Raw genomic sequence first — 16724 nt, 5'->3', positions numbered from 1 at the left:
GACGACCTCCTCAGTGCCGGATGCGCGGATCGAGCAGCGCATAGGCGATATCGATCAGAAGGTTCATCAGGAAGATGGCCAACGCCGTGACGAGGATGGCGGCCAGAACGACATTGAAATCCCGCTGAAGGATGGAATCGATCATCAGCTTGCCGACACCAGGGAAACCAAAGATGGTTTCAACCACGACGGCGCCGTTGAGAAGGCTCGCCGCCTGATCGCCGATAACGGTGATCACGGGCAACATGGCGTTGCGCAAGGCGTGGATGAAGATGATCGGACCCGATTTCACACCCTTGGCGCGCGCCGTTTTGACATAGGCCGAGGACAGAGCGCCGATCATCGCGCCGCGCACCACCTGCACGATAATGCCGAAGGGGCGCACAAACAGAACCGCGATAGGTAATATCCAGTGCAGCACGGACCCTGTGCCCGACGTGGGAAGCCAGGCCAGGTTGACGGAAAAAACCACGATCGCGACGATCGCCAGCCAGAAATCCGGCACGGATGCCCCGATGAGTGAGATACTCGAAGCGACGCGGTCAAAAAAGCCGCCGGAACGGAACGCCGCGAGCGAGCCGATGATGATGGCCGCCGTGGTGACCAGCGACATGGTGATAACGGCAAGCCAAAGCGTCCAGACGAAAGCCTCCAGCACCACATCCAGCGCCGGGCGCGCCTTTCGGAGAGATTCACCCAGGTCACCCGTCATCACATCGCCGGCATAGCGCAGAAACTGCACCATCAGCGGGTCGTTCAAACCGTGCAAGGCGCGAAACTGCTGCTTCAATTCCTCGGACGCTTCCACCGGCAGAAACAGCGCCGCAGGGTCCCCCGTCAGACGGGACAGGAAGAAAACCATCACGATGAGGCCGATCAGGGAGATCAGGCTCGCAAAGGAACGTTTTCGGATGAAGCTCAGCATTGTTGCCTCCGGTTTTTCAATGCGGCGGCGAAGCTTCCGCCGCGCCGCCGCTTCTTCATTGACAGGACACGGGACCTTATTTGATGCCGATTTCCGAAAGCTGCAGCATCGAGTTGGTGGCAATGGTCGGCTTGAAGTCCAACCGCTCGGAGACACGGGAGAAACCGACCATGTGGAACAGCAACACATCCGCTACCACGTCATCATGCAGATAAGCGATGAGTTCGGACCAGAGCTTGGCGCGCTCGTCACCCACGGCTGCGGAGGCGCGTTCGATCAGATCATCCACCTTCTTGTCAGAAAAGCCGGACTGGGTACCCTTGGTGGCATATTTGAAGAACATCGTGAAGGACGGGTCGCCCTTGGAATTGTCATGCATGGCGGCGACGATCTGCGGTCCACGGCCTTCCTTGAATGGCTTCGAATAATAGCTTTCGTGCTCGGCCACTTCCACGAATTTCAGGTCGATCTTGAAGCCGACTTCCTGCAATTGCTGCTGGATCGCTTCCATGATCTCGGTAACGTTCGGGAAATTCGCCGTGCGCGCGATGATGGTGATCGGTGTATCCACCTTTACGCCGGCGGCCTTTGCCTCTTCGAGCAGCTTTTTTGCACCCTCAGGGTCATAGGGGAAGACCTTGACGTCGGGATTCCAGCCGAGCGTGGTCGGCGGAACCAGCGCCGTCGCCAGGACCGCTCCTTCGGGAACCAGCGTGCCGAGAAATGCCTGCCTGTCGATGGCAAGGTTGAGCGCGCGGCGCACCCTGACATCGTTCAGCGGCGCGATATTATGATCGAGGCGCATATAGACCGTTTCACTGTCGAGATAGGAAAAATCGGTCTTAGGATTTGTCGCGTCTAGCTGTGAAATGGAGGGGGAGAGATCGGCCTCGCCAGTCTGCACCATGGCGGCCCGCACCGAGGGATCGGCGCGAAAGAGATAGGTCGCTTCCGTGACCTGCGGCTTCTTGCCCCAATAATCATCACGCGACGTCAGTACGATCTGCTGGCCGGGAGTCCAGTTGGTCAGCTTGTAGGGCCCGGTGCCGACAGGCTCGCGGATGAATTCCATCTTGGTTTCTTCGGGAACGATGGTCACGAGCGACATCAGCAGCGGCAGGATCGGCTGGGCCGGATCCGTCTTGAAATCGATCGTATGGTCGTCGACAACCGTCGGCGTCACCGTCATGCCGCCGAAATAGCGACGGGACTCGCAGGCGTTCTTGTCGCTCATGATGCGCTCGAAGCTGTGCTTCACATCCTTGGCGTCAAAATCCGTACCGTCGGAAAATTTCACGCCCTGACGCAGGTGGAAGCGCCAGCTGCCATCCGAGTTCTGCTCCCATTTTTCAGCAAGGCGCGGCTGAACGCCGTTCTTGCCGCGCACATCAAGCTCGGTCAGGGTCTCACTGACATTTTCCATAATGATACGGCCAATGTTGGAGCGCGTGGCCATGCAGGGCTCAAGCAGGTCCGCTTCTTCCGCCAGCACGATCTTGATCGGCCCCGAAGCTGCAAACGCCGGCGAGCCGGCGGCGCTGAGGGAACCCAAAACAAGGGCGCCCGCAATCAATGACTTCTTCATTCCGTTCTCCTCCCAGATCAGAAATTCAGCAACATGGCGGTGGACCGCAAGAGGCAGTTGAAGGCCCCGTCTCCCGCATCGGGGAGCATGGCGTGCGGATGATCATCTCCTCCACCCGTCATCAAAGCATCGACGCTATCGCATTTTTTGTCAATTTATTTTTCCTTACCGATTTCAGATCAGTCTCTGTTTATAATTTTTATTGTTGTAAATCAATATATTAGATATAAAACTGCGAATGAATATCACGATATTTTTTTCATAATAAACTTGACAACTTTTTGAATATGTCATTTTCATCTGCCCAAGAGGAGATCAAGATGACCCCTGATGACATCGCTCAGGCCATGACCGGAGATATCCACGTCACGTCAGAAAAACGGCGTGAAGCCTTTCTGCCATCGCCCATGATCCAGAACCATGCGAGCTTCCTGCATCTTCTGGACGATGGCGTGCTGCTCTGCGCATGGTTCGGGGGAACGCTCGAGGGAAAGTCGGATATTTCCATCTTCGCATCCGTGCTGACGCCCGGAGCCGGACGCTGGGGAGCGCCGCAGCGCCTCAGTCATGATACGGCCCGCTCCGAACAGAATCCTGTTCTTTTCACCGCGCCGGATGGCGCTCTCTGGCTGTTTCACACCGCCCAGCCCTCCGGCAATCAAGATGAGTGCCGCATCCGCATGGCGAAAATCCATCGTAATCGGTCGGAACCGGAGAAGCTCATTTCAGAGGATGGACGATTTCTCGATCTTCCCAAGGGCTGTTTCATCCGCGCGCCGCTGCGCATCCGCGACGATGGAGCATGGCTGTTGCCGATCTTCCGTTGCGTTCAGCGACCCGGACAGAAATGGAACGGCAGCCACGATACGGCAGGGCTCGGCATTTCCACGGACGATGGCGAGACATGGACATTGCAGGAATTGCCGGACTCGATCGGCTGCGTGCATATGAGCCCGGTGGCGGGAACGGACGGGCAACACTCCGCTTTTTTCCGCCGCCGCCAGGCCGATTTTGTCTACCGCACCGAAAGCAAGGATGGCGGTCGCTCATGGTCAAGGCCGCATCCGACCGATGTGCCGAACAACAATTCTTCCATCGCCGTGACAAGGCTCGGTAGCGGCCGGCTGGCAATGATTTGCAATCCCGTCAACGCCGCCCAGTCGAGCGACCGCCGCGCCTCGCTTTATGACGAACTCGGAGAGGACGATGGCAGGCCGGATGCTGATCCAAGCGGCGGATGCGTGCCCGTCTGGGGTGTGCCGCGCGCACCCGTCACAATCTGCCTTTCCGATGACGACGGGCGCAGCTTTCCGACCCGTATCCTGATCGAGGACGGGCCGGGCACGTGTCTGTCGAACGATTCGACAGATGGCCGAAACCTGGAAATGTCCTATCCATGGCTTCTGGAGACACCTGACGGTGCGCTGCACGCAAGCTACACCTATCATCGTCGCGCCATCAAATATGTGCGGCTGGAGCCCGGCTGGGCCGAAACTGCGGACGGGAGAAAAAGATGAGCAATATTATCGGCATCACGATGGGCGATCCTTGCGGGGTTGGCCCCGAGATCACTGTCCGGGCATTTGCTGAAATGTCCGCTTCCGACCAGGCCGCAACGCGGATTTACGGAAACCTCGCCACGCTGGAGGCAGCAAGGCAGGCGCTCGGTCTCGATATCGATCTTGCCCCGCACGTGGCAGACTTGCCCGTTGAGGGTGCGCCTTTGCCCTGGGGCACGCTTTCACCGGTGGCCGGCGACGCCGCATTCCGCTTCATCGAAACGGCTGTGCGGGACGCCGAGGCAGGGCGGATCGGCTGCATCGTCACCGCGCCGATCAATAAGGAAGCGTTGAACCTTGCGGGCCATCATTATGACGGCCACACCGGCATGCTGCGCAGCCTGACAGGTGCCTCGGCCGCTTATATGCTGCTCGCGTCCGAGCGGCTGAAGGTCATTCATGTTTCGACCCACGTTTCGCTGCAGGAGGCCATACGCCGGGCGACGACGGAGCGGGTGCTGGCCACCATTCGCGCCGGCAACGCCCACTTGAAGCGCATCGGCTACGAACGACCCCGCATCGCGGTGGCGGGCATCAATCCGCATTGCGGCGAAAACGGTCTTTTCGGCACCGAGGATGACGATCAGATCGCGCCGGCGGTTGCGGCCGCACGCGCCGAAGGCATCGAAGTACAGGGTCCTGTTTCCGCCGATACCGTATTTCATCGCGCCTATTCAGGCGCTTTCGATCTCGTCGTCGCGCAATATCATGATCAGGGGCATATCCCCATCAAACTCGTCGCCTTTGACACCGCCGTCAATGTCTCCGTCGACCTGCCGATAGACCGTACCTCCGTCGATCACGGCACCGCCTTCGACATAGCCGGCAAGGGCATCGCCAATCACGGCAACATGAATGCGGCCATCGCCTATGCGCGCAAGCTCGTGGCAGGCAAGGGTGGAAAGGGATGAGCACCATGTCTACGGCTCCCATTCTTATCCACCAGCCGCGCAGGCTCGCGGTTGGCGCAGGCACCGTCACGCAGGTTGGTGACTGGGCCGGCAAAACCGCCTCAACACTGGTAATCGCAACGCCGCTGACGGCAAAATTCGCCGAACGTCTGCAACTGCAAGGGCCCTTTGCCGTCTTCGACGCCATTCCGGGTGAGCCGGATACGGCGACACTGGACGCCGCTCTCAACGCGGCGCGCACTGCCAGGCCCGATCTCATCATCGGCCTCGGCGGCGGTTCGGTGATGGATGTGGCAAAGCTTGTCGCCGCATTGTGGAATTCAGATCAGACGCTCGAGGACGTCGCCGGACCTAACAAGGTCGCCCGTCGCGATACGCGCCTCGTGCAGATAGCAACCACGGCCGGCACCGGCTCGGAAGCAGGCATCCGCTCACTGATCACCGATCCCCTCAAGGGCACCAAGATCGCCGTCGAAAGCCCATATCTGATCGCGGATTTCGCTATTCTCGATCCGGAACTCACCTACTCCGTACCATCGGCCGTAACTGCGGCAACAGGCATCGACGCCATGGCCCATTGCGTCGAAGCCTTTACCAACCGCAAGGCCCATCCGATGATTGACGGCTTTGCCCGCATGGGCTTCACGCTGGTCGGGAAATATCTCGCCCGCGCCGTTCGCGACGGATCGGATACGGAAGCGCGGGAAGGCATGATGCTCGCCTCCTATTATGGCGGCATTTGCCTCGGGCCGGTCAACACGGCGGCCGGCCACGCCATCGCCTATCCGCTCGGCACGCGTCTCAGCCTGCCGCACGGGCTGGCCAACGCCATCGTCTTTCCACATGTGCTGGCCTTCAATCAGCCTGCGGTTTCCGCGAAGACGGCGGAAGTGGCCAGAGCGCTGGGGCTTCGTGACCATCTCTCGCCCGGTGATCTGCGCAAGGCAGCAACCGATTTCTGCGCGGCGCTCGGCATCGAAATGTCGCTTGCCAAACACGGAGCAGCCGAGGCCGATCTGACCCGCTATGCCGAGGATGCCCATGCCATCCGCAGGTTGATGGATAACAACCCCGTCGACATGACCCTGCAGGACGTGCTGGGAATTTACCGTCACGCCTACTGAAGCAGAACCGATGCGCGTGACCGCGCATCGGTTCTCGGGCCGTTTACTTGAGCCGCCTAATCTCCGTGCGATGACTCGAAAAGCCGGTCGCGCGATCCTGTCAGGTGCTGCAGCATCAATTGGCGGGCTGAATCGGCATCTCCATCCGCGATCGCCTTTGCGATGGCCTCGTGCTCGGCAAAAACGCGGGTCAGGCCTGAGGCCTCGCGCTTTACGGACATGCCGTGGAATTTCATCCCGACCGCGATATGATCCTTGAGAGCCTCCATCGCGGTGGAGAAATAGCTGTTCCGCGCCGCCCGCGCGATGGCAAGGTGGAACTGATAGTCGGCATCCTCGCGGTGGGACTGGCGGTTGGTCGCATCCCGCATCAGCTCAAGCGCCTTCCTGATGGCCGCAAGTCTTTCGGCGTCATGCCGTAATGCCGCGGCAGCGGCCGCCGCGGGCTCGAGCGTCAGCCTGAATTCGTAGCAATTCAGAAGGTCCGCAACGTTTTCCAGCTGTCCGAAGCCAAGCGGTTCACGCAAACCGAAGGCCCGGACATAGCTGCCGGAACCCCTGCGGGAGTAAATGAAACCCTGCTCGCGTAATCGCCGTAGTGCCTCGCGAACGACCGGCCGGGACACTTCGAATTCCATGGCGAGTTCATGTTCGGTCGGCAATCTTTCATCCGGCTTGTAGGCGCCGGATTTTATCGCCCGGTGCATCCTTTCGAAAATAATGTCCGGAAGTGCCTTGCGCGCCGTTTCTTTCATCAGCCCCATCTGGTCAGCTCTCTCCAGCATCTGTCGCGCCAAGCATCATTTTCGCGATACGTTTCAGTGTGTCAGCTTGCCCAAAACCGCCCGATTTCGCAATGATGCATTGGTTTCCCGCCCAGCCGACACCGAGGCCCGGCAGGCACTCGCCGGCAAGACGCAGCCGCAAAATGCCCATCGCGCGCAGCACCGCCTCGGCCGTTGCCCCGCCCGACAGAAGCAGCCTGCCCGCGCCGGCCGTGAAGTGCGGAACGACCCCTTCCGCCAGCCGGTCTGAAACTTCAAGCGAAGAAAGATACTGATCCCCCTGGGTTGCCTGAATGAGGGAAAGGTCGACGTCTTCATCCGCGTCCCGAGGAACGGCACCGTTGGGCGCTTCAATGATCGACACCAGATCCGCGCTCTTGAGGACGTCAATCTGCTCCAATGTAATCGGATCGCGGGAACCGATGACAAAGATCCCCTTGCCAGGTGGAACGGTTGCAACATCGGGCAGGACGCGCGCCGCCATCACCGAAGCCAGCGTCTCTGCAAGACCACGCGCGCCAATGAAAAGATCAACCCCTTCAGCCTGCGCGGCAGAAAGGGCCTGCCTGATATCCTCAGTCGTTCGCGTATCGGGTATTGAACAACGCAGGGCATGTCTTCCCAGTTTTTCATCAATCGCGATGGCGGTTTCAACCCCAAAGCCCGAGACGGCGCCGCCGCTGACGATACGTCCGAAATCCGGAATTGCCGGCACGACAAGAGCGCGCCGGAAAGAAATTGCATCCATTTCAGCCGCAATATGTCCCTTCAGGCGGGAATCGATCTTTTTGAACAGGATCGTGTCGGCTGGAACCAGTGCCAGTAGTTCCTGTGTGCGACGTCGGGCCTCGTCCGCCTTCCCATCGCGGCATCCAAGATTGACGCTGAGAACGGCAGGGGCAGCGGCCAGCGCCGCATGCACGCCTTCCAGCCCCGTTGCCACCTCTGTCACCATTCCGCGCCCGGCAAAGGGGGCGGCCGCGTCGAGCGCGCCGGTCAGATCATCGGCAAAAATCAACAGCACGGCATCGCCTTCAAAAAGTTGTAAGGTTTTACGTCGATAAATTTATTTATATTCAATAGATAAAGAGATGTGAATAACAAAATTGATCGCACGGACCTTTCAAGTCGCCGGAGAGAAATGGAAAGCAAGATCAGCCATGCCCACCGGTAGCGGGGTGCCAGCAAGGATGACAAACCCGCGTCGCTAAACGAAACGGAAAGGCAGACCGGAGATAAGGGCTTTGACGAAGCGCTTTTTCTGAAAGCGGCCGTTCAGTGAAACACGCGGCAAGAGTGTGGGCTTTTCGAGACTGCCGAGGCCGAGAACCCCCGCCTGTGTGGTGACTGCCGCGGAAAACCCTGCGTCCGATACCGCCTTCGCCTCGCGCTCGCCCACCGCCTTCGTCCAACCATAGGGATAAGAAAAGGAGCGCGGTGGATGGCCCGCATATTCCTCTACGCGGCGCTTCGATTCCGCAATCTCGTAAGCCAGGCGTTCAGCGTCGATCTTGCGCATATTCACATGGGTCATGGTATGGGCGCCGAGATGCACCAGAGGATCCTCCGACAGCGCCCTGAGTTCTGCCGCATCCATGATGAGTTCGTCCACGATGGCAACCGGATCGATTCCACACTGTCGAGCGGCGCGATCGATCCTCTCCACCGCTTCATCTTCGGCGGCACTTTGGACAAAATTTTCCAGCCGCGCGAATGCATCCGCTTTTTGCAGGGGCGTTCCGCATGTCACGTGCTCCGGCCCTGCCCCGAAATCGAAATCGAACGACGCCGCCTTCTGCGTCAAGGCGGCGGCGGTCTCCCACCACAAGCCGCGTTTACGCTCGACAAAACCGGGCGTGATGAAGATCGTGTAGGGAACGTTATATTTGCGAAAGATCGGCGCGGCGTAGTCTGCGTTGTTGCGATAGCCATCATCAAGCGTGAAGGCACAAAACGAGCGGTCTTCTCCGCTGCCGGCAAGCAGTGCCGGAAGATCATGCAGGTGCACGGGAACGAGACCCGATTCGAGCGCCGCCTGTATGGCCTCTTCGAGGAACTCCGGCGTGACGGACAATTGTACATTGGGCGCGAAAGCCGAAACAGCGCCGCCCGGACGCACGTGGTGAAGCGTGAAGATGACACCTCGCCCGGCAAGCGAAGGGAATGCCGAGCGGACAGCCGGAAGGGAACTCACCTCCAGCCCGGCCCTTATGACGGTGTATTTCACAAGGCGTTTTACCGGCTGCAGAAAAAGTCCCGCCGGTTGTCGCGACGACAGGCCGGGTAATATCCGCTTTTTCAACACCCTGAAGGCTGTGAGCGGCAGGTCGATCAGGCCCGGCAGCGGGTCATTCAGCGCAAATGCAGCCCAACTGCGGACCTTGGCGAGGGCCGCAAGATAGTCGGCAGCCCGCACCTCCCCTCTCCGTCCCAGGGTAAATGCGGCAACAAGATCACGGACAAGATAGGACCACGACGTGCCGTTGCGGGCCTTGACCGGCTCGCCGGTCGGCTCTTCGTTGGCGGCACGCCATAACAATGCGCCAAGATCAATGCCGGCAGCAGAACAGAGGCCGAACCACGACCAAGGACGCGGATTCACATCGAGAAGTTTCAGCGTCCCGTCCCGGTCATCGAACTTGAATTCCACCTCGACCAGTCCGCTATGACCGGCGGACCTCAATATTGTCCGGGCGGCATCGATCGCCGACGGGTTGTCGACAATCTCGACGCGAGTGCTGGTGTAACCGAAATCGACGGGATACTGACGGATGCGACGGGCGGTGAATTCCGCCACTGGTTCTCCGTTCAGCCACAGGGCAGCATAGGAGAACTGGTTTCGTCCGCCACCTGGAATGAGTTCCTGCACCACCACATTGCCGGCGCCGATCTCTTCGCTGGCCTCGGCAAAGGCGGCTTTCAGGGCCTGCCGATCTTCGGCGCGGACGACCTTGGCGCGGGCGATCGCAGTATCGCCGCCGCCCATATTTGGCTTGAGAATGACGGGAAACAGCACGTCAAGCGCATCGATATCAGCGGCTGATGCGAGCGCATAGGTCCTGGGAATTCTGACGCCGAGTTCCGCCGCACGCCTGTATAGCAGCGGTTTTTCGCACAGCCATTGCAGCGCCGCCCAGTCCGGCAGAACGATCTTGTAGAGAGCCGAAAGTTCATCGTGATGCTGCGAAACGAGCTGAACCTCACCATCGCCGGATGGGACCAGCAGCCAACCCTTGAGATGATGCCTGTCGGCCATCTGCCGCAGGAAAGACATTGCCCCTGCGTCGTGCGGACCGGCCCAGCGTATTGTCTCCCGCACGAAACGCGACCAGCTAGGCAGGGGTGAGTCATGGGTGAGGTAATAAACAGGCACATTCAGGGCCCCGAGGCTGCGCGCGAGGGCGAGCGTGCCATGAGCGCCGCCGACAATAACAACACCTGGAATGGTCAAAGCCTGATCCCCGTCCTACTCCATATCTTGATCGCAAAAATTGATAAATAAATTCGATATTTCCGAAATATGGGGGTCGCGGAAAGGCCAAGGCGCTTGCGCTGCCGGTCTCTCCACGATGCGTTCCAGACAGCATCCGGAGGGAAAATCAACGCCTCATACGTCTTTCCGAACCGGGCGCGGCTCACCGTTCTCATCGACGGCGACCATGATGAAGACGGCCTCCGTCACCTTTTCACGCGAATCCCGATAGTGCCGGCGCGTCCAGGCTTCGATCTTCAGCGTGACGGAGGTGCGGCCAATCTTTTCGATGCGAGTATAGACGCACAGTGTATCACCGATCTTGACCGGCTTCTTGAAGACGATCTCGTTGACTGCGACGGTGACGGTTCGGCCCCCGGCCACATCATTGGCGCGGACGAAAGCGGCAAGGTCCATCTGCGACATGACCCAGCCGCCGAAAATATCGCCGGCCGGATTGGCATCGGCAGGCATGGCAAGCGTTCTGAGCGTCAGTTCCATATCGGCGGGCGGCTGCTGATCCATCGTCAAATTCCTTTCACAAACCTCCCGCTGCCGGACTTAAACAACCGCACCCCTTCCGCCAATAGCCGATTTGTCGCGGCAGCCCTTCCAAAACCGCAAGGAATCACAGGGGCATCGTAAGCTTCGGTTAACCATGATGGGGCACGATTCCAAAAAAGCGCGGGGGCGTACAAATGGCCTATGACTGGAGTGGAAACAACACGATACAGCAGCGTTACGATCGTATAGTTCTGGCGGTCGCTAGCGTTGTCGCCATCAGCCTGGCAACAGGTACACTGGCTTTCCGCTCACAGGTGGAGCCGAACAACACCATAAGTATCGCCAAACAACAGCGGCTCAACTCTGAAAAATGGCATTTGCGGCTCTGATACGCCTCGATCGGCACACCCGGCAGCACGACCATTGAGCTATTGCACGGCGCCCCCATCGCGCCTGTCCGTCCCGTCCTTCTGGGAGACGTGGTCTAGATGGGCGACCGCCGGAGAAAGAATCGACAGAAAAGTCTCGGACCGGCCGATATAAACAATCGCCGCGCCCTCGATCCCGTTCAAAACCCCGGCCAGCGTGTCCTGCGTCTGTTTTTCCAAGCCTTCCAGCAGATCGTCAATGACGATGAATTTCGGTTTCAGCAACAGCGCATTGGCAACCCGGATGCTGGCCTGTTCGTCCGAATCCAGTTTTTTGTCCCAACGGATGTTTTCATCAAGACGAGAGGCCATCTCGCCGAGACCCGATGCGGCGAGCGCCGAAACATAATCCTCATCCGCAAAGCGCTGGGGTGCACGCGGATAAGCCATGATTTCGCGCAGCGTTCCTGCCGGCAGATAACCGTGCTGAGCAATGAAAAGCGTGTCGGTTTGATCCGGCATCTCTATCCTGCCCTGGCCCCAGGGCCACAGCCCCGCCATAGCTGCGAACAAAAGCCGCCGGTTCACACCCTGCTCGCCATTGATCATCAGCCGTTCGCCCGGCCCGACCTTGACATCCGCCTCATGCAGCATGAACCCGCGTTCAATGTCCTGCCCACCCGCATCGCGGCAGATCGTAACCGACTGAAGACGGATTCTGTCATTTTCCGCACTGCGTTGCAGATCGATCGTCAGGCCGTGCTGTTCCACGCTGTCCATCTGGATCAAAGCGTTCCGGAACACGGAGACACGCTGCAACGTCGCCTTCCAGCTTGCGATCGGCCCGAAATTGTCGATATACCAGCGTAGCGCCGTATTCACCTGATTGAAGGCGCCGACCGCCATCATCAGCCCGCCGAAAGTGAGATTGCCGGAAAAATAGACCGGAGCCGCGATCAGGATCGGGGCCACCACCGCCAGCCAGCCATACCCCGCCGAGACCCAGGTCAGATGTGTCAGCGCCATGGCGAGTCCCCGGATGACACCGAGGACGGCATCGATATCGACGCCAATCCGCCGCCTCTCATTTTTTTCGCCACGCGCAAGGGCAATGGCGGCAAGATTTTCGCTGGCCCGCATTAACGAAAAGCGAAGCTCAGCCTCTTTGGAATAACGCTCCGCGTTCAGCCCCACCAGCCGATAACCGACGAGGTTGCTGAGCAGGGAAGCGGAACCGGCATAAAGGATTGCCGCCCAGACCATATAGCCGGGGATAGCATAGGTATCGCCGCTGATGGTAATGGCAAAGCCCGCCGAGAGCGACCAGAGGACGCCGATGAAGCTGACAAGCAGGATCGTCGCGTTCACAAGACCGATCGAAAGCGCCGTACTGCTTTCGGCGAGGTTGCGGACATCGTCATGGAGCCGCTGGTCCGGATTGATGGCTATCGTACCGAAACTGGCGAGGCGGGCGGCTCGACCCGGCTTCAGCCACTGGTCCACCATATCCTTGGCAAGACCCTCGCGCATGTTAAGCGCCGTCATCTGGTTGAGCCAGGTCTGAATGACGTTGAGGAGCAGCAACAGCCCGGCGATGACCGCGAAAACCTCGAGCTGATGAAGGAAGGCGTCGAGATCGCGCCGTTCCAGCGCGTTATAAAACGGCGCATTCCATTCATTGAGCCTGATCTGCCCGTAGGCCGTCAGCAATATCACCGTGAGAAGGGCCATCGACAGCAAGATCAGACGGTTGCGCACCGGCGATGTCCAGAAGGCGCGCCCCATCACGCGCAGCTGAGCCGGAAAATCGAGATCGAAGCCCGAAAGGTTAGCCGCGCCCTTGCGCTGATCGTCGCTTACCGATGTTGCCATTCATCCATTCCGAAACGTCAGTGGGCAAAGAAAGCCGGTCGCGATTCTGCGCCTTTCGATGCCAAGCAATAACACGCCGTTCGACCATGTCCACAATGCCGGCGAAATCTCCGCGGCGACAACCTGAAGGCCCGCGCAATTCTTCGTGCAGGCGAATGAAGCGGCTTCGACCAACAATGCGATTGCCCCAGGAAATGATCCTTGCTTTCTTTTCCTGCATTGCACAAAATCCGAGTAATTTCAGAGGGGCGGACAAACCGCATAAGCCGGAAAACCGGGCAAGGCAGATTAATGGCGATCAAAGCGAGCATCTATCATCTGACGCATTATAAATACGACAATCCGGTTCGCCTTGGACCACAGATCATCAGACTGAAGCCCGCCTCACATTCCAGAACCAGCGTCATCAGCCATTCTCTCAAGGTTTCACCCTCCAATCACTTCGTGAACCTTCAGCAGGATCCCTACGGTAATTACCTTGCCCGCTTCGTTTTTCCGGAACCGGTGAGCGAATTCAAGATCGAGGTCGATCTTGTCGCCGATATGACGGTTTATAATCCGTTCGATTTCTTTGTGGAGGAAGAGGCGACAAAGTGGCCCTTCGACTATCCACAGGAACTGCGCGACGATCTCTCCATCTACATGAAGCCGGAACCGACCGGTCCTCTGCTCGCCGCCTTCATGGCCACTGTCGACCGCACTCCAGGTCAACAGACGGTGGACATGGTCGTCGGCCTCAACGCCCGCCTGCAGCAGGAGATCGGTTACGTCATCCGCATGGAACCCGGCGTCCAGACACCTGAGGAGACGCTTGCTTCCGGCAAGGGGTCCTGCCGCGATACCAGCTGGCTGCTCGTGCAGGTCCTGAGGCATCTTGGCCTCGCTGCCCGTTTCGTGTCGGGATATCTCATCCAGTTGACACCGGACCTCAAGGCGCTGGACGGCCCATCCGGCACCGAGGTGGACTTCACCGATCTGCACGCATGGGCCGAGGTTTATATGCCGGGTGCGGGCTGGATCGGCCTCGACCCCACGTCCGGTCTATTGACCGGCGAGAGCCATATTCCTTTGGCGGCAACACCGCATTACCGCAACGCCGCGCCTATTTCTGGCGGCTATTACGGCCATGCCAACACGGAATTCGCCTTCGACATGCAGGTCCGGCGGGTTGCCGAGACGCCGCGCATCACCAAGCCTTTTTCGGACGAAAGCTGGGACGAACTCAATGCGCTCGGCCAGGAGGTCGATGAGGTTCTGAATACCCATGATGTCCGGTTGACCATGGGCGGCGAACCGACCTTCGTTTCCATCGACGATTTCGAATCCGATGAGTGGAACACCGGTGCGGTGGGGCCAACAAAGCGCGAAAAGGCCGACCTTCTGATCCGCCGCCTGCGCGAGCGTTTCGCACCGGGTGGGTTTTTGCATTACGGCCAGGGAAAATGGTATCCGGGCGAAAGCCTGCCGCGCTGGACGTTCTCGCTCTATTGGCGCAAGGATGGCCTGCCGATCTGGCAGAACCCGGCGCTTATCGCCGAGGAGGGCGCGAATACCGGCGCAAAGGCGGAAGACGCGCAGAAACTGCTGGGCGGCATCGCCTCCCATCTCGGCATCGAACGGGAGCTGGTGCTGCCGGCCTATGAGGATCCGGCGGAATGGATCATCAAGGAAGGAAGCCTTCCCGACAATGTTGACCCGTCAAATTCCAAGCTGAAGGACCCGGAGGAGCGAAACCGCATAGCCCGCGTCTTCGAGCGGGGACTGACGACACCGACCGGCTATATTCTTCCCGTTCAGGCGTGGAATGCGCGCGCCGCCGGCAAGCGCTGGATCAGCGAAAAATGGAAGACGCGGCGCGGTAAAATATTCCTCGTTCCGGGCGACAGCCCGGTGGGTTACCGCCTGCCACTGGGCACCCTGCCCTATGTGCCGCCATCCGCCTATCCCTATATTCACGAGGCAGACCCCTCGATCCCTCGCGGTCCGCTTCCCGACGTCTTCACGCCATCGGGCCGCGCCATGCCCGAAGCTTCTTTCCATGCCAGCGAAGCCGCGGGGCAGGAACGCGTAGAGCAGACGATCGGCGAAATCGGCGGCGCGGTGCGCACCGCCATGTCGGTGGAACCGCGTGATGGCAGGCTCTGCGTCTTCATGCCGCCAGTGGAACGCATCGAGGACTATCTCGAGCTGATTGCAGCAGCGGAGGCGGCTGCCGCCGAGCTTGGATTGCCAGTCCACATAGAGGGTTATGCGCCGCCGCATGATGAGCGTATCAATGTAATCCGCGTCGCGCCCGATCCAGGTGTAATAGAGGTCAACATCCACCCCGCTTCAAGCTGGAAGGACTGTGTCGACATTACCACCGCAGTCTACGAAGAGGCGCGCCAGTCACGTCTCGGTGCCGACAAATTCATGATCGATGGCCGTCATACCGGCACCGGCGGCGGCAACCATGTGGTGGTGGGCGGCGCCAATCCCAATGACAGCCCATTCCTGCGCCGACCCGATCTTCTGAAAAGTCTTGTGCTGCACTGGCAGCGGCACCCCTCGCTTTCCTATCTCTTCTCAGGGCTCTTCATCGGCCCGACGAGCCAGGCGCCACGTATCGACGAAGCCCGCCACGACAGTCTCTACGAACTGGAGATCGCGCTTGCGCAGGTGCCGCTGCCCGGTGAAGGCGTTCCGCCCTTGCCATGGCTGGTTGACCGCCTGTTCCGCAATCTTCTGACGGATGTAACGGGCAATACCCACCGCGCCGAAATCTGCATCGACAAGCTGTTTTCGCCTGATGGACCGACCGGCCGCCTCGGGCTGGTGGAATTTCGCGGTTTCGAAATGCCGCCAAATGCGCGCATGTCGCTTGCCCAGCAGTTGCTGGTGCGTGCTCTCATCGCGCGTTTCTGGAAAAACCCGGCCGTCGGCAAATTCGTGCGCTGGGGCACGGCACTCGCCGATCGTTTCATGCTACCACATTATATCTGGGCGGATTTCCTGGATGTGCTTGCAGACCTCAGGGAAAACGGTTTCGACCTGAAGCCCGAATGGTTCACCGCCCAGCAGGAATTCCGTTTCCCCTTCTTCGGGGAGGTGGAATATGAAGGATCAAAGCTGGAATTGCGCCAGGCGCTGGAACCCTGGCATGTGATGGGCGAACAGGGCGCCATCGGCGGCACCGTGCGTTATGTCGACAGCTCCGTCGAGCGCCTGCAGGTGCGGCTCGAAACGTCCAATCCCGCCCGCTACGCGGTGGCCTGCAACGGCCGCGCCGTTCCGCTGACTCCGACGGAAAACCGCAGCGTCGCGGTTGCCGGCGTCCGCTTCAAGGCATGGCAGCCCGCTTCCGGCCTGCATCCCGTGCTGCCCGTCAATTCACCCTTGACCTTTGACATTTATGATACATGGTCGAGGCGATCGATCGGCGGATGCATCTATCATGTTGCTCATCCGGGCGGGCGCAATTACGAGACATTTCCCGTCAACGGCAATGAGGCGGAGGCACGCCGCCTCGCCCGTTTCGAACCATGGGGGCATACGGCAGGGCAATATCCGCTTCGGGCGGAAACCGTGTCGCCAGAATTTCCGCTGACGCTCGATCTGCGCCGGCCTTACGGAGTATAAA

13 protein-coding genes are annotated in these 16724 nt (G+C 59.5%); 5 read left to right on the top strand and 8 right to left on the bottom strand.

Features of this window, described 5'->3' with window-relative positions:
* Positions 1-10 precede the first annotated feature (10 nt).
* Positions 11-925 (bottom strand): ABC transporter permease, encoded by a 915-nt coding sequence (locus K7A42_RS08485; RefSeq protein WP_044459550.1) that lies wholly within the window; start codon positions 923-925, stop codon positions 11-13.
* A 76-nt stretch (positions 926-1001) separates the two neighbouring features.
* Entirely contained in the window at positions 1002-2510 is a 1509-nt protein-coding gene (locus K7A42_RS08480) for an ABC transporter substrate-binding protein (protein ID WP_112555225.1), read from the bottom strand.
* A gap of 320 nt (positions 2511-2830) precedes the next feature.
* Between K7A42_RS08480 and K7A42_RS08475 the strand changes: the two genes are divergently transcribed.
* From K7A42_RS08475 to K7A42_RS08465, 3 genes are read left to right on the top strand one after another with little or no spacing between them, the layout of a single operon-like run.
* A complete protein-coding gene (locus K7A42_RS08475) occupies positions 2831-4027 on the top strand; it encodes a sialidase family protein (protein WP_112555221.1) in 1197 nt (398 codons plus the stop codon).
* Positions 4024-4980, top strand: coding sequence for a 4-hydroxythreonine-4-phosphate dehydrogenase PdxA (pdxA, locus tag K7A42_RS08470; RefSeq protein ID WP_044459553.1), 957 nt, complete (start codon positions 4024-4026; stop codon positions 4978-4980). The genes K7A42_RS08475 and pdxA overlap by 4 nt, the downstream gene beginning before the upstream one ends.
* The gene (locus K7A42_RS08465; protein WP_112555217.1) at positions 4977-6104 is read left to right on the top strand and encodes an iron-containing alcohol dehydrogenase; all 1128 of its coding nucleotides are present in this window, start codon (positions 4977-4979) and stop codon (positions 6102-6104) included. Before pdxA ends, K7A42_RS08465 begins: the two co-directional genes overlap by 4 nt.
* A gap of 56 nt (positions 6105-6160) precedes the next feature.
* On the opposite strand, the gene K7A42_RS08460 is transcribed toward K7A42_RS08465, so the two are convergent.
* The 4 genes from K7A42_RS08460 to K7A42_RS08445 all read right to left on the bottom strand — a co-directional run bounded on the left by K7A42_RS08460 (position 6161) and on the right by K7A42_RS08445 (position 10886).
* Positions 6161-6868, bottom strand: coding sequence for a FadR/GntR family transcriptional regulator (locus K7A42_RS08460; RefSeq protein WP_004437348.1), 708 nt, complete (start codon positions 6866-6868; stop codon positions 6161-6163).
* A 4-nt stretch (positions 6869-6872) separates the two neighbouring features.
* A complete protein-coding gene (locus K7A42_RS08455) occupies positions 6873-7913 on the bottom strand; it encodes a four-carbon acid sugar kinase family protein (protein WP_100911292.1) in 1041 nt (346 codons plus the stop codon).
* 183 nt (positions 7914-8096) lie between these two features.
* Complete coding sequence (locus tag K7A42_RS08450) at positions 8097-10340, bottom strand: polysaccharide deacetylase family protein (protein WP_112555215.1); 2244 nt, start codon at positions 10338-10340, stop codon at positions 8097-8099.
* 156 nt (positions 10341-10496) lie between these two features.
* On the bottom strand, positions 10497-10886 hold the full coding sequence (locus tag K7A42_RS08445) for an acyl-CoA thioesterase (RefSeq protein ID WP_004437343.1): 390 nt from the start codon (positions 10884-10886) through the stop codon (positions 10497-10499).
* Between the two features lie 173 nt (positions 10887-11059).
* Here K7A42_RS08445 and K7A42_RS08440 point away from each other — a divergent pair, with 173 nt between their 5' ends.
* Positions 11060-11254, top strand: coding sequence for a hypothetical protein (locus tag K7A42_RS08440; RefSeq protein ID WP_004437341.1), 195 nt, complete (start codon positions 11060-11062; stop codon positions 11252-11254).
* A 39-nt stretch (positions 11255-11293) separates the two neighbouring features.
* On the opposite strand, the gene K7A42_RS08435 is transcribed toward K7A42_RS08440, so the two are convergent.
* Both K7A42_RS08435 and K7A42_RS08430 read right to left on the bottom strand, forming a co-directional pair.
* Positions 11294-13105, bottom strand: a complete 1812-nt coding sequence (locus K7A42_RS08435; protein WP_112555213.1) for an ABC transporter ATP-binding protein/permease — start codon at positions 13103-13105, stop codon at positions 11294-11296.
* Entirely contained in the window at positions 13062-13325 is a 264-nt protein-coding gene (locus K7A42_RS08430) for a hypothetical protein (protein ID WP_112555212.1), read from the bottom strand. The genes K7A42_RS08435 and K7A42_RS08430 overlap by 44 nt, the downstream gene beginning before the upstream one ends.
* A 71-nt stretch (positions 13326-13396) precedes the next feature.
* On the opposite strand from K7A42_RS08430, the gene K7A42_RS08425 reads away from it, so the two are divergent.
* The gene (locus K7A42_RS08425; protein WP_112555210.1) at positions 13397-16723 is read left to right on the top strand and encodes a DUF2126 domain-containing protein; all 3327 of its coding nucleotides are present in this window, start codon (positions 13397-13399) and stop codon (positions 16721-16723) included.
* The last annotated feature ends 1 nt before the right edge of the window (position 16724 follow it).

The organism is Agrobacterium sp. InxBP2 (genome assembly GCF_026191755.1).
GTDB classification, from domain to species: Bacteria; Pseudomonadota; Alphaproteobacteria; order Rhizobiales; family Rhizobiaceae; genus Agrobacterium; species Agrobacterium pusense.
This window is presented reverse-complemented; position numbering and strand designations above follow the sequence as displayed.